A 21,712-nucleotide genomic window follows, 5' to 3' on the forward strand; every position below is an offset into this window, starting at 1 on the left:
GTCCTAGAAAACGAGGCCGGCTACGGGATCGACCCCGGCCATGATGTTGAGGTTCTGGACCGCGGCACCGCCGGCACCCTTGCCCAGATTGTCGAGCGTCGCGACCAGTCGTGCGTGGCCGACCGCATCGTTGCCGCAGACCCGCAGCGTCAGCCGATCGGTCCCTGCATTCTCCTCGATATCGACCGAGCCGATATCGCCGGGGGCAACCGAGACGAGCTTTGAGCCATCGAATGCGGCGCGCAACACGTCTTCGATCGCCGCGAGCGTGGGGCGGCCGGGCAGGGCGTGGAGGTGCAACGGCACTTCGACGACCATGCCGCGATACGTGTTTGCTACCGCAGGCGCGAAGATAGGCGCGTGCGTTAGGCCTGCATGCTGCGTCATCTCGGCGATATGCTTGTGCGCGAGGCCTAGCGCGTAGGCGCGGAAGGCCGTCGCCGGCTCGCCATTCTCGAACGCTGCGATCATCGCCTTGCCGCCACCGGAGTAACCCGAGGTCGCATTGACGCTCAGCGGGAGGTCGGCGGGGATGAGACCGGCCGCGACCAGAGGCGCGACGAGCGCGAGGAAACCGGTGGGATAGCAGCCGGGGTTCGACACGCGCATCGCGGTCGAGATCTTCTCGGCCTGGCCCGGCAACTCGGGGAAGCCGTAGGTCCAGCCAGTGGCGACCCGGTGTGCGCTCGATGCGTCGATGACGCGGGTGCGCGCATTGTCGATCAGCGTGACGGCTTCGCGCGATGCGTCGTCCGGCAGGCAGAGGATGACGAAATCGGCATCGTTCAGCGCCTCGCGCCGTGCCGCCGGATCCTTGCGACGATCCCCAGGCAGCAGCGCCAGCGTGATGTCGGTCCGCCCGGCGAGCCGTTCGCGGATCTCGAGCCCGGTGGTTCCGACAGCCCCATCGATGAAGACCGTCGTCATGCCGCGTCCGTCGTCGAAAGGTCGAGCGCAGCGGCTTCGACATAGCCGACCAGCCCGCTCGGACGCGCAACGCCCCACGCGGAAACGCCCGCGATTTCCAGCACTTCGAAACTGTCGCCGGGCTTGAGGTCAACCATCGTATCGCTCGCTTCGTCTCGTCCGCTGCGCAACAAAGCTGTGCGCGCGACGGGCCGTATCATCGGCACGGCATAGTGTGGAGCGAATACGTATTCGGCGAGGCGAATGTCGGCGATATCGCGGCGGACCGCGTGGGTGCGCGGGTCGAGGTCGACCGAGCGGCCCGTCAGCGAAAAGCTCGTGCGGGCCTGGTCGTCGAACGGCTCAAGCGTGAGCGGCTGCGCGCCCGTTGGAACCAGCAGGGGCGGGGCCGTCGCCGATGAATTGCCCGAACTCTTCAAGAAAATCTGCCCCTTCGGTCGTGCGCGCGACGAAGATGTTGCGCTTGTCGCTATCGTCGCGTTGCCGGCGCAGATAGCCGAGGGCACCCAATCTGTTCAAGGCGCGCGTGACGACCGGCTTCGATACGTTGAGCGCACGGGCCAGGCCGCGCACCGTATGTGGCCCCGGTTTCAGATAAACGAGCAGAAGAAGCGCCATCTGACGATTGGTCAGATCGGGTTCACCCGAGCGGACATAATCCACCAGAGCGGTCATCCAGGTCGATAAGGTATTGGCTGCCATTGATGCCACAGCGTTGATCCGCCATCTGAATTTATATGCACGATACCCAGTCATGAGCGTCATTACGGGTTCACAACGCCGCCCGGACGTCATGTTTCCGTAGTTTTGCGATTGGCTTGCGATATGCGGAGGCAGCGCCGCGGTCGATCGCCCGGTTGATCGAAACCGCGACGTCGCCTATGTGCGCGCCTTCGCAAAAGTTCCGGGGTTTTCCGCGCAATGTTCGCCTTTCTGCTCGTCATCCACGCGATCATCGCGGCCGCCCTCGTCACGGTGATCCTCATGCAGCGCTCGGAAGGCGGCGGTCTGGGTATGGGCGGCAGTCCGTCGGGCCTGATGTCGGCACGCGGCGCGGCCGATTTCCTGACCCGCGCGACCGGCGTTCTCGCGACGATGTTCGTGCTGTTCTCGATCTTGCTCGCGGTCCTCGCGGCGAATCACCGGACGACCACGATCGACACGTCGCTCGCCCGCACCCCGGCAGCGGCGACGGCCGTTCCGACCGCGCAGCCCAAGGGTGATGCGGCGCCGTTCGCCGGTGGCGCTGAAAACGCGGGTGTCCCCGCCGGGACCACCACGCCGGCCGATAATTCCGCGGTCCCACTCGCCCGCTAAACACTCCATTCGCCGATAAAAGGCCCCTGCGTGATCCGCGGGGCTCTTGTCGTTCGTCCCCAACACACGCTACGAGACTCTTCCCATGGCTCGGTACATTTTCATCACCGGGGGCGTGGTCTCGTCGCTCGGTAAAGGTCTCATGGCGGCATCGCTTGCCGCCCTCCTCCAGGCACGCGGGTATACCGTCAGGATTCGGAAGTTCGATCCGTATCTGAACGTCGATCCCGGCACGATGTCGCCGTATCAGCACGGCGAGGTCTACGTCACCGACGACGGAGCCGAGACCGACCTCGATCTCGGCCATTACGAGCGCTTCACCGGCGTTCCCTCGCGCCAGTCGGACAACGTCACCTCGGGCCGCATCTATCAGCAGATCATCACGCGTGAACGTCGCGGCGATTATCTCGGCGCGACCGTGCAGGTCATTCCGCACGTCACCGACGCGATCAAGGCATTCGCGCGGGCCGAAACCGACGATATCGACTTCGTGCTCTGCGAGATCGGCGGCACCGTCGGCGATATCGAATCGCTGCCGTTCATCGAGGCGATTCGCCAACTCAAGAACGAGGAAGGCCGCGGCAACGCGATCAGCATCCACGTCACGCTGGTGCCGTACATCGCCGCCGCCGGCGAACTGAAGACCAAGCCGACGCAGCATTCGGTTCGCGAACTCGCCGCGCTCGGCGTGCAGCCCGACGTGCTCGTCTGCCGCTGCGAGCACCCGCTGCCGCCGTCGGAGCGCGCCAAGATCGCGTTGTTCTGCAACGTCCCCGCCAGCGCGGTCATCCCCGCGCTCGACGCGAAGAGCATCTACGCGGTGCCACTCCAGTATCACGGCGAAGGCCTCGACATCGAAGTGCTCCGCGCGTTCGGGATCGAACCCGCCGAGGCGCCCGACCTGTCGCGCTGGACCGAGATCATGGACCGGCTGACCAACCCGCAGGGAGAAGTCACGATCGGCGTGGTCGGCAAATATGTCGGGCTCCAGGATGCATACAAGTCGCTCAACGAAGCCTTGGTCCACGGCGGCATCGCGAATCGCGTCAAGGTCAACGTTCGCTGGATCGACGCCGAGCTGTTCGAGAACGCCGAGAGCGACATCGCCGGACAACTCGAGCCGTGCGACGCGATCCTCGTCCCCGGCGCGTTCGGTGAGCGCGGCGCTGAGGGCAAGATTGCGTCCGTGAAGTTCGCGCGCGAGCGGAAGATTCCGTATTTCGGGATCTGCTTCGGCATGCAGATGGCTTGCGTCGAGGGCGCGCGCGATCTCGCGGGGATCCCCAATGCGTCGTCGACCGAGTTCGGCCCGACCGACGAGCCTGTGGTCGGCATGATCACCGAATGGATGGGCCGCGAAGGCCTCGAAACGCGCGCGGCGGAAGGCGACATGGGCGGCACGATGCGGCTCGGCGCGTATGATGCCAAGCTCACCGGCAACAGCGTGGTGGCCTCGATCTACGGCGGCACCGAGATCTCTGAGCGCCATCGTCACCGCTACGAGGTCAACACCGGGTACAAGGAAGCCTTGGAGCAGGGTGGCCTCGTGTTCTCTGGCATGTCCCCGGACGGCACGCTGCCGGAGATCGTCGAACGTCCCGACCACCCCTGGTTCGTCGGCGTTCAGTTCCATCCGGAATTGAAGTCCAAACCCTTCGACCCGCATCCGCTTTTCGCCAGCTTCATCGAAGCCGCGGTCAAGCAGAGCCGCCTGGTCTGACTCGAATCCTCCCCCGCCAGGGGGAGGTGGCTGGCGCTTGCCAGACGGAGGGGGAGGCAAGGGAAACCTCTGTTTCGTGGTCCTCCCCCTCCGTCACCTTCGGTGCCACCTCCCCCTGGCGGGGGAGGATCAGATCGAGCGACGGTAGCTGGCAATTCGCCAGAGCCCTTCGTGATGCCAGGCTCATTCCGGCATCCACGGCGCCGCACTTGAGGGCCGTAAGTCCGCGGAACCGTGGTCCCTGGAAAACGCCCGGGGTGACGCAGCGTCCGCGGTTACGGCACCGGCATCCCCTGTAAGCCGCGCCGCGAAGCCCGGCTTTCCACCCCCCAAGACAAGCCCGCATTGAACATCCCCCGAATTACTAGACTTTGCGCGCTGAGGTTCAGGGGAAAAATTCATGTCGCTTACGCTTGCGCTGCTGCTGGCCGGTCAGGTCGCTACCGTACCAACGCCGTCCGACCAGTCGACCGTTCCGCAGGCGCCCGCTGGCGACCAGTCTGCCGGTCGCCTGGGCAACCAGCAACAGGGCGGCGGCGGCGATATCGTCGTCACCGCGCGACGCCGTGCCGAAACCATCCAAACCGTCCCCATCGCGATGTCCGTGATCGGCGGCACCGCGCTGGCGGAAACCGGCGCGTACAATGTCAGCCGTCTCACGCAGCTTCAGCCGACGCTGCAATTCTATTCCACCAACCCGCGCAATTCCGCCGCCAACATCCGCGGGCTCGGCGCGCCGTTCGGCCTGACCAATGACGGGATCGAACAGGGCGTCGGCATCTATGTCGACCAGGTCTATTACAGCCGTATCGCGTCTGCGACGTTCGACTTCACCGACACCGAGCGGATCGAGGTCCTGCGCGGGCCCCAGGGCACGCTCTACGGCAAGAACACCACCGCCGGCGCGATCAACATCACGACGCGGAAACCCAGCTTCACGCCCGAGGCGCGGATCGAGCTCACCACCGGCAATTATCAATTCATTCAAGCCAAGGCCTCGGTGTCCGGCCCGCTGATCCCTGACAAGCTCGCAATCCGTCTGTCGGCGGCAGTAACCGAGCGCGACGGCACGATCCGCAACGTCGTTACCGGCAAGAACCTCAACGCGCAGGACAACAAGAGCGTCCGCGGGCAGCTCTACTGGAAGCCGACCGACACGCTCGATCTGGCCTTGTCGGGCGATTACGGCCAGCAGAATCCGAATTGCTGCGTGCAATATTACGCGCGTACCGGCGCAACGCAGCGCCCGCTCAACCGCCAATATGCCGCACTTGCTGCCGCGCAGGGCTATGTCTTGCCGTCGACCAACGCGTTCGATCGGGTGACCGACATCGATACGCCGTTGCGTGCGAAGCAGGAACTGGGCGGGGTATCGCTGCTCGGCAATCTGGATCTGGGCGCGGCGACGATCACCTCGGTCAGCGCGTGGCGGTTCTGGCACTGGGATCCATCGAACGATCGCGATTTCATCGGCCTGCCGATCACCACCGTGTCCGCCAACCCGTCGCAGCAGACGCAGTACAGCCAGGAGCTGCGGATCGCCTCGAACGGCAAGCACACGCTCGATTACGTGCTCGGCGCATTCTATTTCTACCAGACGATCGATACGCAGGGCCTGCAGGTCCAGGGACCGGCGGCGAGCCGCTTCCTGCTCAATCCGGGCGCCAGCGTGCTACCCGGCGCCACCGGGTGCGCGACAGCGACGACTGCGGCCTGCAACCCGGCGGCCTTGAACGGGCTGACTTCGCGCAACACGATCGGCTTCACCAACACCAGCGCGGCGCTGTTCGGCAAGCTGACCTGGAACGTCAGCGACCGGTTCCAGATTTCGCCTGGCCTTCGGCTCAACTACGACAAGAAGAAGGGCGACTATGTCTCGCTGGTGACCAACGGCACGGGTACCGCGCTGACTGCGGATCAGCGCGGCGTGCTGGCCCCGCAGAGCTATCAGCCGAAGTTCGACAACTGGAACCTGTCGGGCGACATCACCGCCGCCTACACGGTCACGTCCGACATTCACGCCTACGCGACATACGCGCGCAGCTACAAATCGGGCGGTATCAACCTCTCGGGCCTGCCGCTCGATGGCAGCAACACCCCGATCCTGTCCGCCGCGACGGTCAAGCCGGAAAAGGTCAACCATTACGAACTCGGCCTCAAGACGCAGCTTCTCGATCGCCGCGTGACCCTTAACATCGCCGGGTTCTGGACCGAGATCTCCGACTATCAGGCGACCGTCACCAACGGCCAGCTCGGCGTGCTCCGCGGCTATCTCGCCAACGCGGGCAAGGTCCGCACCCGCGGGCTCGAGTTCGATTCGGCCTTTCGTCCGACCGACCGCTTCAATGTCTACGCCAACGGTGCCTATACCGACGCGAAATACGTCAAGTTCGTCGATGCGCCGTGCCCGCCCGAACTGTCGGGGGGCACCACCGCGACCACCGGCCAGACGCCGAGCGCGCCCGGTACCCCCGGCGGGATCAGCCCGCAGAACTGCGACATCTCCGGCCAGCGCCTGCCTGGCGTGTCGAAATGGGCGTTCTCGTACGGTGCGGAATACGACCTGCCAGCCACGATCGGCGGGCTCGATGGCCAGGTGTATCTCGGCTATGACGGCAGCTACCGCTCGACCTTCTCGTCGAACCCATCGCGCTCGCTCTACACCGATATCAACGGCTATGCGATCAGCAACTTCCGCCTGGGATTCAAGGCGAAGGACAGCTGGAACGTGTTCGGCTGGCTGCGCAACGCGTTCGACGAGAAATATTACGAAGTGCTCGCGCTCCAGTCCGGCAGCACCGGTCTGGTCGTCGGCCAGCCCGGCGATCCCCGCACCTATGGCCTGACCGTCTCGCGCTCGTTCTGATCGGCGGCCCTGTTCGTCACGGGGCGTTCAGATTGAACGGACTACACGGTAATCACGGCCCGGAGAGACATCGCAGTCGGAAGCTCCCGATGTCTCTCCGGTTCCGAAACAACGACATCTTGCCGCCAATTGGCAGCCTATTGCGTCCAGCTGCGGCGGGGCGCAGTCTGGTGCCCTGAAATAGACAGGGGCGGCGGTATGTTCTTCGTGCGACAGGGACCCTTGTGGTTTCGATTGACGACCGGTGTCCTCGTGCTTTGGGGGCTCGTCGGCTGTTTCATGTGCCTGCAACAGTTCCGGCTCGGGGCCGACGCGATGGGCCATGCGACCGCCTATGATCGCGCGCTCTATGCCGCGTTGCCCAACTGGTACGATCCGCTGTTTGCCATCGCGGTGCTGACCGGCCTCGTCGGTGCGGTGCTGTTGTTCATGCGGCGCGCCAACGCGCGTCCGTTCCTGATCGCCTCGCTGGTGGCGACGATCGCACAGTTCGGCTGGCTGTTCGCCTCGACCGACATCGTCGCGCACAAGGGCGCTAGCGAGACGCTGGGCTTGCCCTTCGTCATCATCGCGGTCGCGGCCTTCACCCTCTGGCTGGTCGGTCATGCCCGGCTGAAGGGGTGGGCAGTATGACACGTACGACACTGGGCGAGCGCCGAGCCGCACGCTACTAGTGCCGCCATGTCCACGACTTACACCCTCGACACCGCGACGAGTCGCGCCAATCCCATGCCGGCCCCGCTCAAGCGCCTGACGATCCCAGCGATCCGCCGCCAGAAGGGCAAGACGCCGCTCGTCATGCTGACCGCCTACACCGTGCGCAACGCGCAGTTGCTCGATCCGCATTGCGACTTGCTGCTGGTCGGCGACAGCCTGGGGCAGGTCATATACGGCCTGCCGTCGACCGTGCCGGTGACGCTCGAGATGATGGCTGCACATGGCGCCGCCGTCGTGCGCGGCAGCTACCACGCCGTCGTGGTGATCGACATGCCGTTCGGCAGCTATGAGGCATCGCCCGAAAAGGCGTTCGAGAGCGCTGCGTATCTGCTGAAACAGACCGGCGCGGCGGCGGTGAAGCTCGAAGGCGGCACCGCGATGGCGCCGACCGTCAAGTTCCTGACCGAACGCGGCATCCCGGTGATGGGTCATGTCGGGTTGACCCCGCAAGCCGTGAACGTGCTCGGCGGCTACGGCGCGCGCGGTCGCACGCCCGAGGAAGCCGCCAAGATCGTCACCGATGCCGTCGACATCGCCGAGGCTGGGGCGTTCGCGCTCGTGATCGAAGGCGTGGTCGAACCGATCGCGATAGAGATCACCAACAGTATCGCGTGCCCGACGATCGGTATCGGTGCATCGGCGCAGTGCGACGGACAGGTGCTGGTCGCAGAGGATATGCTCGGACTGTTCGATCGCACCGCAAAGTTCGTGAAGCGGTTCGCGGATATCGCCGATACTATCTCGTCCGCGGCGCAGACCTATGCCGAGGACGTCCGAACCCGCGTATTTCCGGGGCCGGAGCAGGTCTACGCGCCCAAGGATTGACCCGCTTCCGTTTCGGTCCCGGCGCGGCTAAGGTCCGCGCCGTTCACCCCCTCACTTATTCCGGAGCTGTCCTTGGCCCTCCCGCCGAAAACCGATGAAGCATTTCTGCGCGAGGTCGACGAAGAACTCCGTCGTGACAAACTCGCCGGGTTCTGGACGAACTGGGGCGTCTGGGTCGCGATCGGCGTCGTCGCCGCGCTCGCGGCACTCGCCGGTTTCCTCTACTGGCAGCATCACAATGCCGAGGCTGCCGGCGTCGAGGGCGAACAGCTTCAGGCCGCGTACGACTCGCTCGGTGCGAACAACGCCGTTGCCGCGTCGAAGCCGCTGGCCGAACTCGCCAAGTCGAACCGCGACGGGTACCGGGCGCTGGCGATGTTCACGCAGGCCGACATCCTGCTTCAGAAGGACGATCTGAAGGGTGCCGCCGCGAGGTTGGGCGCGATTGCCGCGGATACGTCGCTGGCGAAACCGTTCCGCGATCTCGCGCTGGTCCGCCAGACCTCGGCCGAATACGATACGCTCAAGCCGCAGGTCGTCGTCGAGCGCCTCCGTCCGCTCGCCGTTCCCGGCGGGGCATGGTTCGGCAGCGCCGGCGAGATGGTCGCGATCGCCTATGTCCGCATGAACCAGCGGCAGCAGGCCGGAACGCTCTTCGGCCAGATCGCCCGCGACAGCGGCGTGCCCGAAACGATCCGTCAACGCGCGGTTCAGATGGCGGGCGTACTGGGTGTGGATGCCGTCGCGACGACGGGCGCGAACATCCCGACTGCATCAAACGAGGATACCAAGGCGCAATGATGAAGACATATCGGGTGACGGTCGCCGTCGCCGCGCTGATGGCGCTCAGCGGTTGTGGGATATTCAAGGGTGGCGTCAAGAAGACGCCGACGGTTGGTGACCGCGTGTCGATCCTCGTGTCCGAGAACGAGGTCGAGACCGACAAGACGATCGCCGACGTCCAGGTCCTGCTGCCCGCGCCCGCGGTCAACGACGCGTGGGCACAGCCCGGCGGCAACCCCGCCAAGTCGATGGGCCAGCTTGCGCTCGCGGACCAGCCCAAGCGCCTCTGGCAGTCCGGGATCGACGGCGGATCGAACCGCGAGCGCCTCGGTGCGGCCCCGGTCGTCGCCGACGGGAAGCTCTTCGTAACCGACGTCACCGCGACGATCCACGCGTTTGCCGCCGATACCGGTGCGGCGCTGTGGAGCGCGGGGATTACCGAGGGCAAGATCAACCGTGCCGCGCGTTTCGGCGGCGGTGTCAGCTATGACGATGGCAAGCTGTACGCCACCGACGGCGTCGGCGATGTGGTCGCGATGAGTGCCGCGGACGGAAAGATCCTGTGGCGTGCCAAGCCGGGCGCGCCGCTGCGGGGCTCGCCGACCGTCGCCAATGGCGCCGTCTATGTCCTGACGCAGGACAATCAGGTCTTCTCGCTCAACCAGACCGACGGCAAGGTCCAGTGGGTCCAGTCGGGTACGCTCGAAACGCAGGGCGTGTTCGGCGTCGCGGCCCCCGCGGTCAGTCAGGGCACCGTCGTCGCCGGCTTCTCGAGCGGCGAACTCAGCGCGTATCGCTACGAGAACGGCCGCATCCTCTGGCAGGACGCGTTGTCGCGGACATCGGTCACCACCTCGGTGTCGAGCCTGTCCGACATCGACGCCGCACCGGTGATCGATGGCGGCCGCGTCTATGCGGTCGGGCAGGGCGGCCGCATGGTCGCGCTCGAACTGTCGACGGGCCAGCGTCTGTGGGAGCAGAATTTTGCGGGCATCTCGACGCCGTGGATCGCGGGCGAATGGCTGTTCGTGGTCACCGACGACGCCAAGCTCGTCTGCCTGTCGCGTTCGAACGGCAAGGCGCGCTGGATCGCGCAGTTGAAGCGGTTCCAGAACGAGAAGAAGCGCAGCAACGCGGTCACGTGGTTCGGGCCGATCCTGGCGGGCAACCGCCTCGTGCTGACGAACTCACGCGGTGAGATCAATTTCGTCTCGCCGAGCGATGGCACGGTAAGCTCGACGATCGAGACGAAGACGCCGTTCTCGCTGCCGCCGATCGTCGCCAACTCGACGCTCTACACGCTCGACCAGAAGGGCAAGGTCACCGCGTACCGGTGACCCGAACGCGGGTGCGCGAAATCCTCCCCCGCCAGGGGGAGGTGGCTGGCACTCGCCAGACGAAGGGGGAGGTATGCGCCGACCGACGTTCCGTATCCTCCCCCTCCGTCACCTGCGGTGACACCTCCCCCTGGCGGGGGAGGATCGTAAGATTCTAATGTCGACCCAGCGTAGGTGACGCCAGCGCGTTCCCGCGCTAAGGGCCCTGCCATGTCCAAACTCCCCGTGGTCGCAATCGTCGGCCGCCCCAATGTCGGCAAGTCGACCCTGTTCAACCGCCTCGTCGGCAAGAAGCTCGCGCTGGTCGATGACCGGCCCGGCGTCACGCGCGACCGCCGCGAAGGCGATGCGTCGCTGATCGGCCTCGAATTCCGCATCATCGATACCGCGGGTTACGAAGACCACGACGCGCAGACGCTGCCCGGCCGGATGCGCCAGCAGACCGAGGCGGCTGTCGAGCAGGCCGACGTCGCGCTGTTCCTGTTCGACGCCCGCGCCGGGATCGTGCCCTTGGACGAAGAAATCGCGCGCTGGCTCCGCACCGCCGATGTCCCCGTCCTTCTCGTTGCCAACAAGGCCGAAGGCCGCGCCGGCGAAGACGGCATCCTCGAATCGCTCGCACTAGGTTTCGGCGACCCGGTCCAACTGTCGGCCGAGCACGGCGAAGGCATGGGCGACCTGTTCGAAGGCCTGCTGCCCTTGCTCGAAGGCAAGGAAGAACCCCCCGAGGAACAGCCCGACAACGAATACGAAGGCCCGCTGAAGCTCGCGATCGTCGGTCGTCCGAACGCGGGCAAGTCGACGCTCGTCAACCGCATCCTCGGCGAAGACCGCATGATCACCGGCCCCGAAGCCGGCATCACGCGCGATTCGATCAGCGTCGACTACGATTGGCACCCGACCGGTGGCGAAGCGCGGAAAGTCCGGCTGATCGACACCGCCGGCATGCGCAAGCGGGCCAAGGTGCAGGACAAGCTCGAGAAGATGTCGGTCGAGGACGCGCTCCACGCGGTCGACTTCGCCGAGGTCGTCGTGCTGCTGCTCGATGCCACGCTGGGCCTTGAGGCGCAGGATCTCCGCATTGCCGACAAGGTGCTGCAGGAGGGGCGTGCACTCGTCATCGCGCTCAACAAATGGGACATCGCCGAGAGCGCGTCGTCGCTGTTCAATGGCGTCAAGCGTGCGCTCGAAGACGGCCTGTCCCAGGTCAAGGGCGTCACCGTGATGACCGTGTCCGGCGCGACCGGCAAGGGCATCGACCAGTTGCTACAAGCCTGTTTCGACACGCGCGACGCATGGTCGAAGCGCGTCGGCACCGGCGAGCTCAACCGCTGGTTCGAGCGCGCGATCGAGGCGACGCCACCGCCGGCGCCGGGCGGCAAGCGGATCAAGATGCGCTACGTCACGCAGGTCAAAACACGTCCGCCGAGCTTCGTCATCTTCGGCACGCGCGTCGATCAACTGCCGGCAAGCTATGAGCGGTATCTGGTCAATTCAATGCGCAAGGATCTGGGCTTCGGCGCGGTCCCGGTGCGGCTGATGTTCCGCGCACCTAAGAATCCGTACGACGACGGCAAGGGCGGCGGCGGCCACTAGGCAGTGCCCGGCGTCGTCCGTATCGATGCCAGGGGCATGCGCTGCCCCTGGCCTGCGGTGCGGCTCGCACGCGCGCTTCGAGATGGTGCGACGATCGTCGAGATACTGGCGGATGATCCGCAAGCTCCGACCGAGTTGGCGGCCGTCGCCGCGGCGTCTGGCGCGGAAATGAAGATCGTTTTGGATCAAAATTCACCGTCCTTCGTCGTAACTTGTCTTTAGTATGACAACACTGTGTTTACCCAAACGGTGTATTGGTCAGGTCTGACCTTCACGGCGCTGTTTGCCCAATGGGAGAAGGCGAAAGTGTCGTTCGAAGGAAGCACCCTGATCGACTGGCCGGCATTCGCGCAGGCGCGGAGCGATCTTGGCGCGGGATTTGGCCGTATCCTCGGGTATTTTCGCGAGGACGGCGTGAAGTCGGTCGCGGCGATCGAAGCGGCAATGCGCGCACGCAATGCGGCGGCGATGGTAATCCCCGCACACACGCTGAAGGGCGAGGCGCGGCAGTTCGGCGCGGAACCGTTGGCCGACCGCGCCGAGGCGATCGAGTCGATCGCACGGGACTGCGTGGAAATGCAGGATACGCCGGAGGAGGCGCTGGAGCATATCGTCCAGCTGCGGCCGCTGTTCGAAGAGACGCTCACGTTGCTGGAACGGGAAGCCAATCCGCTCGTCGCGCGGAAGCCCGTTGCGGGCGGGTTTGGGCGTCGTGCCGTCCCGACCGGGTTCGGCGAAGACTAGGAAGACTCGATCCTCCCCCGCCGGGGGTAGGTGGCAGGCATCAGCCTGATGGAGGGGGCGGTAAGGGATCGCCGCTGTTGCGCGTCCTCCCCCTCCGTCACCTTCGGCGCCACCTCCCCCTGGCGGGGGAGGATCGAGCGTCTCCGTAAGGCAGGCGACACCGGATCACCGGCATCGCCTGCAGTTCAGCCCTTCAGATACGGAGCCGCGCCAGCCTTTGGCGAATCATGTTCCGAGATCGAGTTAAGCTGGATATAGTTGTGGATACCCATCCGCGCGATCATCTCGAACTGGCGCTCGAGCGTGTCGACATGCTCTTCCTCGCTGGCGAGGATGCGCGCGAACAGATCGCGGCTGATGTAATCCTTGACCTCTTCGCAGTACGAGATCGCGCCCTTGAGCTGGACGGTAGCCTCGACTTCGAGTGCCAGATCCGACTTCAGGACCTCCTCGACGGTCTCGCCGATGCGGAGGCGGCCAAGCAGCTGGAAGTTCGGCAGGCCATCGAGGAACAGGATGCGCTCCGACAGCCAGTCGGCGTGCTTCATCTCGTCGATCGATTCCATCCGCTCATACTGGGCGAGCTTGTAGACGCCCCAATGCTCGAGCATCCGGTAATGGAGCCAATATTGGTTGACCGCGGTCAGCTCGTTCTTGAGCGCCTCGTTCAGGAATTCGATTACTTGTGGGTCGCCGCGCATGGCCATATCTCCGTCACCTCTGAGGAGCATGTAGCGGGCTGACACAGATTAGCACAACCCCCAAAAATGGCGGTTTTCCGGGCTTTCTTAGCTGTTGCGACGCTTATGCAGCGGCGCGTTCCTCGTCGATAATAGCTCGCGCTATCGACGTGCACTGGCCGCATTTCGGTTTCCGACCCATCGAACGAAAGGCCTGGCACGGTGTAGTGCAACCGCCGCGTGCGCAGTTGCGAACGTCGGATTCTCGTATGGCATTGCAAACGCAGACGACCATGGGAACTCCCTAGCTGTAAGCATGGGATACGGATAATGCGAACCACTCGCAAGCTGTTTTGCGTCTTATTCGCAAATAGCGTCATCGGTTGGCCGTGAACGCCGAACCGCGCATCGGCTGCCACGCGAAGCGGGAGAGGCTGCGCCATAGCCATTCGAGCGGACCGTAGCGGAAGCGGTCGAGCCACGGCTTCGACCAGGCGAGCATCAGCAACCAGATCGGCACGACGACGAGGTATAGCTGGGCGCGGGAGAGGTCGCCGTACAGTCCGAAGCCGTAGCCGTAGAAGATGGTGGTGCAGATCAGCGTCGTGCCGAGATAGTTGGAGAACGCCATCCGACCCGCCGCGGAGACGCGAGTCGTCAGCCAGCCGCCGGGTCGTGCGAGCAGGATGATCGCGGCCGCATAGCCAATGATCGTGAGCGGCCTCAGCGGGGTGGCAAGCGTCAACCACGACAGGGCGACGTACCGTGCGTCGAACCCGTGGGCGATGTCGAAGGTCGCGATGGCGGCGTAGGCGGCCCAGCCGATCGTGATGCCGGCGGCGGCTACGACGGCATAGCGCTTCCGGGACCATTCGCCGGTCAGGAAGCCGGATCGCAACCCGGCCATGCCGAGCAGCATGAAGCCGAGCGTTTCCGGGCCGGTGGCGGTCAGCGACGTGATAGGCCCGACCGCGTGTCGCCAGCGCCACGCGACCATATCGCTCCATCCGCCGCGCCCGATGGCCAGTTCGCGCTCGACACCGGCGGGGGAGGGCTGGCCGAACTGATCCGCCAGCGATTGCCAGTTGGCGATGATCCGCGCCGTTGCGCCGGGCCGGTGCGCGGCGGCGTGAAGGTCGAACGCGTAGGCGACGAGCGTCGTCAGCTCGACCGTCTGGAGCGCGATGCAGGCGAGCCCGACGCCGATCAGCCAGCGGACCGGCAACCGGGCGAACATGTACGCGAGCGCGCCGACCAGCGCGTAGTGCGCGAGGATGTCGCCCCACCACAGCAGGTACAGATGCGCGATGCCGAACACGAACAGCCACGCCATGCGGCGCAGGTGGACGGTCGCCGGGTCTTCGCCGCTCGCCTCCGCACGGTCGATGACCAGCAGCATCGACGCGCCGAACAGTAACGAGAACAGCCCGCGCATCTTGCCGTCTATGACGATGAAGGTGGTGGTCCAGGCGATCAGGTCGGGCGTGCTCGGCCAGCCCATCGAAGCGGGGGTCATGTAGGCGAATTCGGGGAAGCCGAACGCGGCAATGTTGGCGGCCAGGATGCCCATGACGGCGACGCCTCGGATGAGGTCTAGCGTGGCGATCCTGGTGGGGGCGGGGGTCATGCGGAATGCCGGAAGTGCACGAGGTGCAGACGCTGGTGCAGCATTTTGCGGGGCGTTATAGGGGTTGAGCCATGACGTGGTCGCGTTTGGCTGCACTGTAAGAGTGGTTGGTGCTGGGTGGGTCGGACGGACCTCAGCAGTGCTCGATCGACGTTCGGGTTCGGGCTCGGCGTCTTGGTAGCGCGGTAGGATTGTAATGCTTCGGTCATGGTTCGACGCTGGCATATTGGGGTGGTGTAGGACAGGGCGGTTTGACGGGTATCTTGGGGTAGCGCGGCGTGTCGTTTTGGTGGATCCGCTATCCGGTCGGTGAACTGCGCCGCCAGGCGTTTCTGCGCGATGCCTCGCCTCACCTCGCCTGTCGTTCTCCGAGCCGCTCCGCCTCTCCCGTTACCCTAGCGGAAGCTTGGGTATCGCCTGTTGGCGGGCGCTGTGGCCAGATGCGGAAGATCCTAGCTTTCGCTGGAATGACGGAGAGGGGGAGGTCGGCGAGCTCTGCTTTAGCTCGATCGGACGACATTCTTGGCTTGTTGTTCTCCCGCGAAGGCGGGAGCCCAGACTGGGTCCCCGCCTTCGCGGGGAAACATGGTGGAAGCGCGGTGGCTTTTCAGTGTTGCTACCCCGGCGGAGGCCGGGGCCCAGTTGGGGAACGGCGATGATGAGCGCCGTGCTCCGTTACCTCGGCCTTCCCAACTGGGCCCCGGCCTTCGCCGGGGTGGCGCTCGTGGTGGCAGGGAGTGGCAGGCAGTGGCAGGCAGCAGCGGACTGCGTTTCAGCTTGCCCGCCGCCGCGTTGCCTTAAGCCAGTGCGGCATCCACCCCCATCAGCTTCGGGAAAAACCCCTCGTGCGCCGTGCGGAGCGTATCCAGCGCGATGACGTCGTCGCGGTCGGGGCGTTCGAAGATCAGGCGCTTGCCGCCGGTGCGGCCGAGCGGCTCGGCTTCGACGTCGGCGGCGTGTGCCGCGCCGAGGAAGTCGAGCAGCGAATGGTCGTCGACCGTCACGATGTAGACGCCTTGGTCTTCGGCGAAGAAGGAGCGCGCGCAGTCGAATGGCTGTTTCCGATCGATCATCGCGCCGATCCCGCCGGCCAGTGCCATCTCGGCGAGCGTCACCGCAATGCCGCCGTCGGAGACGTCATGCACCGCGGTCAGCTGGCCCAGCGCGATCGCTTCGCGGATCAGGTCGCCGACGCGGCGCTCGGCGGCGAGGTCGACGGGTGGCGGCGGGCCGGCGTCGAGCTGTTCGCGGCCGTGGCATTCGCGCAGCCATAGCGACTGGCCGAGATGGCCGCCCCGCGTGCCGACCGCGAGGATGATGTCTCCCGAGCCCTTGAACGCGATCGTCGCATTCTTTTGCCAGTCGGCGAGCAAGCCGATCGCGCCGATCGCCGGGGTCGGCAGGATCGCCGAGCCGCCGCCGGTTGCCTTCGATTCATTGTAAAGCGAGACGTTGCCCGAGACGATCGGGAAGTCGAGCGCGATGCAGGCATCGCTCATCCCTTCGAGGCAGCCCACGATTTGCCCCATGATCTCGGGACGCTGGGGGTTGGCGAAATTGAGGCAGTTGGTCACGGCGAGCGGCAGCGCGCCGACCGCGGTCAGGTTGCGCCAGGCTTCGGCGACCGCCTGCTTGCCGCCCTCGACCGGGTCAGCGAAACAGTAACGCGGCGTGCAGTCGGTGGTCATCGCCAGCGCCTTCTGCGTGCCGTGGACGCGGACGACTGCGGCGTCGCCACCGGGGCGCTGCACCGTGTCGGCGCCGACCATGTGATCGTACTGCTCCCAGATCCAGCGGCGCGAGGCAACGTCCGGCGAGCCCATCAGCGTCAGCAGGTCGGCGGCGATGTCGCTGCTGTGCGGCGCGTTGGCGAGCGGCGCGGGCTTCGGCGTCGGAACGTGCGGGCGGTCGTAGAGCGGCGCTTCGTCGGCGAGCGGCCCGAGCGGGATGTCGCAGACAATCTCGCCCTTGAAATTCAGCACCATGCGGCCGGTGTCGGTGACGCGGCCGATCACCGCGAAATCGAGCTCCCATTTCTTGAAGATCGCCTCGGCCTCAGCTTCGCGGCCGGGCTTAAGAACCATCAGCATGCGCTCCTGCGATTCCGAGAGCATCATCTCGTACGGCGTCATGCCGGTCTCGCGCTGCGGCACGTCGTCCATCGTCAGCTCGATGCCGACGCCGCCCTTCGACGCCATTTCCACGGCCGAAGACGTGAGGCCCGCAGCGCCCATGTCCTGGATCGCGACGATCACGTCGGTCGCCATCAGTTCGAGGCAGGCTTCGATCAGCAGCTTCTCGGTGAACGGATCGCCGACCTGGACGGTGGGGCGCTTGGCGTCCGAATCCTCGCCGAAATCGGCCGACGCCATCGTCGCGCCGTGGATGCCGTCGCGGCCGGTCTTGCTGCCGACGTAGACGATCGGATTGCCGATACCGCTGGCTGCCGAGTAGAAGATCTTGTCTTGATCGGCGATCCCGACGGTCATCGCGTTGACGAGGATGTTGCCGTCATACGCGCTGTGGAAGTTCACTTCGCCGCCGACGGTCGGGACGCCGACGCAATTGCCGTAGCCGCCGATGCCGTGGACGACGCCCGAGATCAGGTGGCGCATCTTGGGGTGATCGGGGCGGCCGAAGCGTAGCGCGTTGAGGTTGGCGATCGGCCGCGCGCCCATCGTGAAGACGTCGCGCAGGATGCCACCGACGCCGGTCGCAGCGCCCTGGTAGGGCTCGATGTAGGACGGATGGTTGTGGCTCTCCATCTTGAAGATCGCCGCCTGGTTGTCGCCGATATCGACCACGCCGGCATTCTCACCCGGGCCGCAGATGACGCGGGGGCCCTTGGTGGGCAGCTTCATCAGGTGGATCTTGCTGGATTTGTAGCTGCAATGCTCGGACCACATAACCGAGAAGATGCCGAGCTCGACCATGTTCGGCTCGCGGCCGATGGCGCGCAGGACGCGCTCATATTCTTCGGGGGACAGGCCGTGGTCGGCGACGATCTGCGGTGTGATCTCGGTCATGGGGCGGGCTTTAGCGGGGGTAGCGCGGCGTTGCCAGCGGATGTTCCCTCGCGAGCGAGATCGAATGAACGGCGGTCGCTCTGCATCGGCCGTTTGACTTGACGATTGCCGTTCAAAAAGGGCGTGATAGAAAAACGCATGGAAAAGGTAAAAGGCATCTTCTTTCTGGTCGTCGGCCTGTTGCTGCTGGGCGTCGCGATCATCACGACGGTCAGTACGGCGCGCTTCGTTCGTGGCAGCGTGGCCGCCGACGGGCGGGTCGTTAAATTGAACGCTGGTGGCAGCCACCCGGAAATTGCCTTCGTAACACGAGACGGAACGGCCATTAGCTATCCGCAAGGAGGCTGGATTGGGGGCTATGCGGTCGGGGACAAGGTTCGGGTGCTATATGATGAAGCCAATCCCAAGATATCGCGGTCGCTCGATCGTTTTGGTGCGCTATATTTCTTTCCAATATTCTTGTGCCTTCTCGGCGGTTTTTTTACCCTTTTCGGGGTGATTGCAGTGCTGACAAACCGAAAGGGCTGACAGATTTTTTTTGAGCCGAGCGCGTGGGAATACAAGACTGGAGCGACCGGATCCGTCGGTATCGCTTTTGTCGCCGTGTCCGGCGGGGCGATTTATCTGACTGATCCGAGTGGCAGTATTCAGCGTTTCGGTTTTGGTGGATTGGGTGCTGGACTGTCTTTCGGCGTTAAAATTCCCAAAGTGCCAAAACTGGCAATTCGTGGAAAAGGCATTGCCGGGGCTGCGTCCACCAAGGATTTCAGGAGCGGCGGTCTTGTGGTTAAATCCGCCAAACTCGGGCGCCGTGAACTCACTGCCCCAGATATTCGAGGCGCAGTGGTATTCGCCGAAGGAGGATTTGGTTTGATCGGCGGCGCAGCGGGCACGGCAATGATGTTCGGCATCAACCCGGTCATGCTAGGTATGGGCATCAGCAATCCGGCTTTGTCGTTTCTGACGTCTCGCGCGATCAGTGATGCCAACGGTGCAGTCGTATTTGCCGGTTTGAATGTCGGGGCACAGGCGGGGGCAGGCGTTTCCGGTTTGATCGGCTATATGGGCTGATCTCCGACCAGCCCTAATGATTCAAACGTAAGGCGGCTGAGTGTAGCCCTTGGGGCTGAGCGTGAAGATTTCGCAGCCGGTTTCGGTGATCCCGATCGAATGTTCGAACTGCGCGGATAGCGAGCGATCGCGCGTGACTGCCGTCCAGCCGTCGTCGAGCAGCTTCACGTCGGGGCGGCCGATGTTGATCATCGGCTCGATCGTGAAGATCATGCCGGGGCGCAGCTCGGGGCCGGTGCCGGGCTTGCCGACATGGACGACTTCGGGGGCGTCGTGGAACAGGCGGCCGACGCCGTGGCCGCAGAAATCGCGGACCACCCCGTAGCGATGCTTTTCGGCGTGGCGTTGGATCGCGTTGGCGACGTCGCCCATGCGGTTGCCGGGCTTGGCGTGCTCGATGCCGATCATCAGGCATTCGTAGGTGACTTCGACGAGGCGGCGTGCCTTGATCGGCACGTCGCCGATCAGGTACATCCGGCTGGTGTCGCCGTGCCAGCCGTCGAGCAGGGGCGTCACGTCGACGTTGACGATATCGCCCGATTTCAGCGTCTTCTCGCTCGGGATGCCGTGGCAGACGACATGGTTGATCGAGATACAGACGCTGTGCGTGTAGCCGCGATAGCCGAGCGTCGCGGGGACGCCGCCGCCAGCGACGATGAAGTCGTAGATCAGCCGGTCGATCTCGGCGGTGGTGACGCCCGGCACCATGTGCGGAACGATCATGTCGAGTGTCTCGGCAGCGAGGCGACCCGCCTTCATCATGCCTTCGAACGCGGCGGGGCCGTGGAGCTTGATGGCGCCGGTGCGCGCGTCGGGCTGGTCCGAGGTGACGGTTACATATTCGGTCATGCCGCGCGATATAGCGTGGCGGGCGCGGTTTTGCGAGGCTATGCGAGGGGCATGACAGAGGAACGCATCTGGACGGCCGCGCTGACGATCATCGGCGACGAGATCCTGTCGGGCCGAACGCAGGACAAGAACGTCGCGCAGATCGCGGCCTGGCTCAACGTGCAGGGCATCCGCCTCGCCGAAGTGCGCGTGGTCGCCGACAAGACCGAGGCGATCGTCGAGGCGGTCAACATCCTGCGCGCGCGTAACGATTACCTGTTCACGACCGGCGGGATCGGGCCGACTCACGACGACATCACGGTGGACGCGATCGCCGAGGCGCTGGGCGTCGCGGTCGAGCATCATCCGCGCGCGATGGCGGTGCTGGAGGCGTATTATGCGACGCGCGGCGGGCTGACCGAAGCGCGGGCGCGGATGGCGCGGGTACCGGTCGGGGCGGACCTGATCGACAACAAGGTGTCGGGCGCGCCGGGGATCCGGATCGGCAACATCTTCATCATGGCGGGCGTCCCGCACATCACCGCGGGGATGCTCGACGCGTTGACGGGGACGCTGGAAGGCGGGCGTCCGGTGGTGTCGAAGACGATCGGTTGCTGGGTGGCCGAGAGTGAGGTCGCGGACATCCTGCGCGATGCCGAGAAGACGCACGAGGGCGTCGCGATCGGCAGCTATCCGTTTTTCCGCGATGGTAGGACGGGTGCGAACTTCGTGGTGCGGAGCTCGGACGAGGCGCTGGTCGATCGCTGCCTGGCGGACCTGACTCGTGATCTCGAAGCCACCGGGCGTGCGGTAACTGCGCAGGGGATCTAAGGCTATTCGAGTATCCTTCCCCGCAAGGGGGAGGTGGCGCGTAGCGACGGAGGGGGAGGGGGCGACGACCTCTGGTGTGTGTCCGCCCCCTCCGTCCGGCAAGCGCCGGCCACCTCCCCCTGGCGGGGGAGGATCAGGCGTTTAGGCGCCCCATTCTGGGCCTTCGGGATCGGGATAGAACGCGTCCGGATCGAACGGTGCAGCGCGGCCGCGGGACCGGATTTCCAATTCTCCCTCCACCGGGTCCGGTAAGGTCGGCGCGCCGCCGCCGAACCGGATGCGGACATAGCCAAGGCTGCCGACCAGAGCCTGGAAGATCGCGACATGCTCTTCCTGCTGCAACCGGCGGCCGATCAGCGGCGCGCGCTCGGCGGAGAGATAGCCGACCTGCACGCCGCGCGCACTGAACACCGCCACCGCATTGGCGTCGTGCGGGTTCTTCGGCTCGCGGCGGAGGTCGACCGGGTCGCCTGGCGCGCAGAGCAGCAGTTCCATCCGCCGGTTGCTCCGGCTTCGGTCCGCATTGGGAAAGTCGATGCCGACCACGCTGAGCGTCAGTTCGTCCATGTTTGCACCATAACAGGAATGCGCAGCGGCAAAAGGGACGGTTGCGCCGGCCAGACTCTTGCGTCGGCCACGGGCAGCGGATAGAGGCCTACCATCGGCGTGCTGCACAGCAACCGCCGATGCCTGACATTACGCGGTAATCTCAAGGCCATGCGGGTGTAGCTCAATGGTAGAGCTTTTGCTTCCCAAGCAAGTGACGAGGGTTCGATTCCCTTCACCCGCTCCATATCACGACACGCAAACTAGACCG

At 65.1% G+C, this 21,712-nt stretch carries 22 protein-coding genes and 1 tRNA gene; 14 read left to right on the plus strand and 9 right to left on the minus strand.

The window, feature by feature from the left end:
• Positions 1 to 3: 3 nt before the first annotated feature.
• From argC to O6Y00_RS07620, 3 genes are read right to left on the minus strand one after another with little or no spacing between them, the layout of a single operon-like run.
• Positions 4 to 927 (minus strand): N-acetyl-gamma-glutamyl-phosphate reductase, encoded by a 924-nt coding sequence (gene argC / locus O6Y00_RS07610; RefSeq protein WP_353441996.1) that lies wholly within the window; start codon positions 925 to 927, stop codon positions 4 to 6.
• Entirely contained in the window at positions 924 to 1,346 is a 423-nt protein-coding gene (locus O6Y00_RS07615; RefSeq protein WP_353441997.1) for an SH3 domain-containing protein, read from the minus strand. Before O6Y00_RS07615 ends, argC begins: the two co-directional genes overlap by 4 nt.
• Positions 1,270 to 1,602, minus strand: coding sequence for a MarR family transcriptional regulator (locus tag O6Y00_RS07620; protein ID WP_056050858.1), 333 nt, complete (start codon positions 1,600 to 1,602; stop codon positions 1,270 to 1,272). Before O6Y00_RS07620 ends, O6Y00_RS07615 begins: the two co-directional genes overlap by 77 nt.
• Before the next feature lie 246 nt (positions 1,603 to 1,848).
• Here O6Y00_RS07620 and secG point away from each other — a divergent pair, with 246 nt between their 5' ends.
• The 10 genes from secG (at position 1,849) to O6Y00_RS07670 (ending at position 12,832) form a co-directional block, all read left to right on the plus strand.
• Entirely contained in the window at positions 1,849 to 2,244 is a 396-nt protein-coding gene (secG, locus tag O6Y00_RS07625) for a preprotein translocase subunit SecG (RefSeq protein ID WP_133030593.1), read from the plus strand.
• 85 nt (positions 2,245 to 2,329) lie between these two features.
• Positions 2,330 to 3,964 carry a CTP synthase gene (locus tag O6Y00_RS07630; protein ID WP_333921847.1) on the plus strand — a complete coding sequence of 545 codons (1,635 nt, stop codon included), beginning with the start codon at positions 2,330 to 2,332 and terminating at the stop codon, positions 3,962 to 3,964.
• Between the two features lie 400 nt (positions 3,965 to 4,364).
• Positions 4,365 to 6,830: a TonB-dependent receptor gene (locus O6Y00_RS07635; protein ID WP_353441998.1), complete on the plus strand. Its 2,466-nt coding sequence runs from the start codon at positions 4,365 to 4,367 to the stop codon at positions 6,828 to 6,830.
• A gap of 234 nt (positions 6,831 to 7,064) precedes the next feature.
• A complete protein-coding gene (locus tag O6Y00_RS07640) occupies positions 7,065 to 7,463 on the plus strand; it encodes a hypothetical protein (RefSeq protein WP_353441999.1) in 399 nt (132 codons plus the stop codon).
• A gap of 48 nt (positions 7,464 to 7,511) precedes the next feature.
• Entirely contained in the window at positions 7,512 to 8,372 is an 861-nt protein-coding gene (gene panB, locus O6Y00_RS07645) for a 3-methyl-2-oxobutanoate hydroxymethyltransferase (RefSeq protein WP_353442001.1), read from the plus strand.
• Between the two features lie 72 nt (positions 8,373 to 8,444).
• The gene (locus O6Y00_RS07650; protein WP_353442002.1) at positions 8,445 to 9,173 is read left to right on the plus strand and encodes a tetratricopeptide repeat protein; all 729 of its coding nucleotides are present in this window, start codon (positions 8,445 to 8,447) and stop codon (positions 9,171 to 9,173) included.
• Positions 9,170 to 10,492, plus strand: coding sequence for a PQQ-binding-like beta-propeller repeat protein (locus O6Y00_RS07655; protein ID WP_353442003.1), 1,323 nt, complete (start codon positions 9,170 to 9,172; stop codon positions 10,490 to 10,492). The genes O6Y00_RS07650 and O6Y00_RS07655 overlap by 4 nt, the downstream gene beginning before the upstream one ends.
• 210 nt (positions 10,493 to 10,702) lie before the next feature.
• Positions 10,703 to 12,088: a ribosome biogenesis GTPase Der gene (der, locus tag O6Y00_RS07660; RefSeq protein ID WP_056062647.1), complete on the plus strand. Its 1,386-nt coding sequence runs from the start codon at positions 10,703 to 10,705 to the stop codon at positions 12,086 to 12,088.
• Positions 12,089 to 12,091: 3 nt separating this feature from the next.
• Positions 12,092 to 12,310, plus strand: a complete 219-nt coding sequence (locus O6Y00_RS07665) for a sulfurtransferase TusA family protein (protein WP_353442004.1) — start codon at positions 12,092 to 12,094, stop codon at positions 12,308 to 12,310.
• 84 nt (positions 12,311 to 12,394) lie between these two features.
• Positions 12,395 to 12,832 carry an Hpt domain-containing protein gene (locus O6Y00_RS07670; RefSeq protein ID WP_353442250.1) on the plus strand — a complete coding sequence of 146 codons (438 nt, stop codon included), beginning with the start codon at positions 12,395 to 12,397 and terminating at the stop codon, positions 12,830 to 12,832.
• A 185-nt stretch (positions 12,833 to 13,017) separates the two neighbouring features.
• On the opposite strand, the gene bfr is transcribed toward O6Y00_RS07670, so the two are convergent.
• From bfr to purL, 4 genes are all read right to left on the minus strand, one after another.
• Complete coding sequence (gene bfr, locus O6Y00_RS07675) at positions 13,018 to 13,533, minus strand: bacterioferritin (protein ID WP_056486959.1); 516 nt, start codon at positions 13,531 to 13,533, stop codon at positions 13,018 to 13,020.
• 103 nt (positions 13,534 to 13,636) lie between these two features.
• Complete coding sequence (locus O6Y00_RS07680) at positions 13,637 to 13,807, minus strand: (2Fe-2S)-binding protein (RefSeq protein ID WP_082441433.1); 171 nt, start codon at positions 13,805 to 13,807, stop codon at positions 13,637 to 13,639.
• Between the two features lie 81 nt (positions 13,808 to 13,888).
• Entirely contained in the window at positions 13,889 to 15,139 is a 1,251-nt protein-coding gene (locus O6Y00_RS07685) for a DUF418 domain-containing protein (RefSeq protein WP_353442005.1), read from the minus strand.
• A gap of 797 nt (positions 15,140 to 15,936) precedes the next feature.
• Positions 15,937 to 18,165 carry a phosphoribosylformylglycinamidine synthase subunit PurL gene (gene purL, locus O6Y00_RS07690; RefSeq protein WP_353442006.1) on the minus strand — a complete coding sequence of 743 codons (2,229 nt, stop codon included), beginning with the start codon at positions 18,163 to 18,165 and terminating at the stop codon, positions 15,937 to 15,939.
• 105 nt (positions 18,166 to 18,270) lie between these two features.
• On the opposite strand from purL, the gene O6Y00_RS07695 reads away from it, so the two are divergent.
• Positions 18,271 to 18,693 carry a DUF3592 domain-containing protein gene (locus O6Y00_RS07695; RefSeq protein WP_353442007.1) on the plus strand — a complete coding sequence of 141 codons (423 nt, stop codon included), beginning with the start codon at positions 18,271 to 18,273 and terminating at the stop codon, positions 18,691 to 18,693.
• 75 nt (positions 18,694 to 18,768) lie between these two features.
• On the plus strand, positions 18,769 to 19,236 hold the full coding sequence (locus O6Y00_RS07700; RefSeq protein ID WP_353442008.1) for a hypothetical protein: 468 nt from the start codon (positions 18,769 to 18,771) through the stop codon (positions 19,234 to 19,236).
• A 21-nt stretch (positions 19,237 to 19,257) separates the two neighbouring features.
• Here O6Y00_RS07700 and map read toward each other — a convergent pair whose 3' ends face one another.
• A complete protein-coding gene (gene map / locus O6Y00_RS07705; RefSeq protein WP_353442009.1) occupies positions 19,258 to 20,085 on the minus strand; it encodes a type I methionyl aminopeptidase in 828 nt (275 codons plus the stop codon).
• Positions 20,086 to 20,136: 51 nt separating this feature from the next.
• Between map and O6Y00_RS07710 the strand changes: the two genes are divergently transcribed.
• On the plus strand, positions 20,137 to 20,895 hold the full coding sequence (locus tag O6Y00_RS07710) for a competence/damage-inducible protein A (RefSeq protein WP_353442010.1): 759 nt from the start codon (positions 20,137 to 20,139) through the stop codon (positions 20,893 to 20,895).
• A gap of 141 nt (positions 20,896 to 21,036) precedes the next feature.
• Here the strand turns inward: O6Y00_RS07710 and O6Y00_RS07715 are convergent, their stop codons facing one another.
• A complete protein-coding gene (locus O6Y00_RS07715) occupies positions 21,037 to 21,462 on the minus strand; it encodes an HIRAN domain-containing protein (protein WP_353442011.1) in 426 nt (141 codons plus the stop codon).
• 152 nt (positions 21,463 to 21,614) lie between these two features.
• Between O6Y00_RS07715 and O6Y00_RS07720 the strand changes: the two genes are divergently transcribed.
• Positions 21,615 to 21,688: transfer RNA gene (locus O6Y00_RS07720), tRNA-Gly, on the plus strand.
• Positions 21,689 to 21,712 lie beyond the last annotated feature (24 nt).

The sequence above is a fragment of the Sphingomonas faeni genome (genome assembly GCF_040407565.1).
In the GTDB taxonomy this organism is placed as follows: domain Bacteria; phylum Pseudomonadota; class Alphaproteobacteria; order Sphingomonadales; family Sphingomonadaceae; genus Sphingomonas; species Sphingomonas faeni_F.